This is a genomic window from uncultured Maribacter sp. (genome assembly GCF_947496775.1).
Lineage (GTDB): Bacteria > Bacteroidota > Bacteroidia > Flavobacteriales > Flavobacteriaceae > Maribacter_B.
Genome location: NZ_CANMDU010000038.1, coordinates 1 through 1,318, shown reverse-complemented (window position 1 = coordinate 1,318; position 1,318 = coordinate 1). Strand labels below are relative to the sequence as shown.

The 1,318-nt window shown below is 33.8% G+C and carries 1 protein-coding gene; it reads right to left on the bottom strand.

Annotation, left to right across the window (positions count from 1 at the left end; genetic code table 11):
- Positions 1–44: 44 nt before the first annotated feature.
- The gene (locus tag Q0856_RS17955; protein ID WP_298507211.1) at positions 45–1,202 is read right to left on the bottom strand and encodes an IS481 family transposase; all 1,158 of its coding nucleotides are present in this window, start codon (positions 1,200–1,202) and stop codon (positions 45–47) included.
- Between the last annotated feature and the right edge of the window lie 116 nt (positions 1,203–1,318).

Genomic DNA, 1,318 nt, shown 5'->3' with positions numbered 1-1,318 from the left:
TGTTCGTTAAGATACATAGTTTACACAAGTTAAAGATTAGGTGTTTACACTAAATTAGTTTCTAACCTTGTAGATTGTTGTTTGTTTCTTAATTGTTTTTCATTAAAGTATCCTAAAAGTACGTTTCTATAATAGACTTTCCAAATACCATTTCCTAGCTCTTCAATACCTACATGTTTTCCCTTTAATGCAGCGGTTAAATATACCCAGTAATAGGACTTCCATCTAATGGAGCCACTCTTAGTTACTTTGAGTACTTTATAGCTACTATCATAATCATAATGTGGTATTTTTTCTGGGAATGGCCTACAAGAAAAATCATGTACATCTGATGGTGTTTTCATACCCAAAGCCTCGTGTGGTCGTATATTATTATATTCCTTTACAAAGTGGTTTAATCGCCTTTGTTGTGCTTTTAAATCATAAGCAGAAGGTGTAGCACAAGCCGCTTTTAAATCCCGATGCATACGTTCATGTCTTCCATTTTGTTCTGGATGTGCTGGATCAGAAAATACAGGAATAATACCAAGTTCTATAAACCAATAAGAGAGTTGCGTATACCGTTGTATTGCTCGTACAGATCCAAAAGGACTTCCATTATCAGTATGTATTTGTTTGGGGATGCCATAAACCCTAAAAACCTTTTTAAACTCTGCTTTTGCAGCTTTTAAGGTTTCTTTATAATGTCCTTTAGCAGTGAATAAAAATCGACTTTTAGAATCTGCTATGGTTAGCGGGTGACAATAGATTTTATTGCCCATTAAAAACTTACCTTTGTAATCAGCACTCCATACTTCATTACAGGATTTTGGATCAAAAATCGGATAAACAGGTTTGACTCTTCGCATGCGTTTTTGAGGAGATACCAAACCATTTTTTCTAAGAATATTATGAACCGTTACCACAGAAGGAATTTGATCTTTCGGAAACTCTTTAAACATTAAAACTCTAATTTTTTTAGCGCCCCAGAGTTTGTGTTTTTCTTTTAACCTTAAAATACTTTTTACGATTTTTTCATCCGTGGTATTTGGATGTTTTCCTGGCTTTCTGGATAGCTCTTTTAGCCCCTCATAACCTTGATTTTCGAAGCGGTCAATCAATTTGTATGCGGTGGGCCTAGAAATTCCAAAACTTTTACATAATTCGGTGATGGTATATTTTCCAGTGCGCCATTCACAAATAAATTCAATTTTTTGTTCCATAGTTGTCGTAGTTTTCCAAGGCATGATAATTTGATTTTTTCCTCAAATTATACCTTAAAAAGTGTAAACTATGTTTCTTTAACTTTGTAAAGGATGTTTGTTTAACGTACCAAATT

Coding starts and splice junctions, on each gene's coding strand:
- Q0856_RS17955 (WP_298507211.1), bottom strand. CDS start 1,202: ATGGAACAAAAAATTGAATTTATTTGTGAATGGCGCACTGGAAAATAT.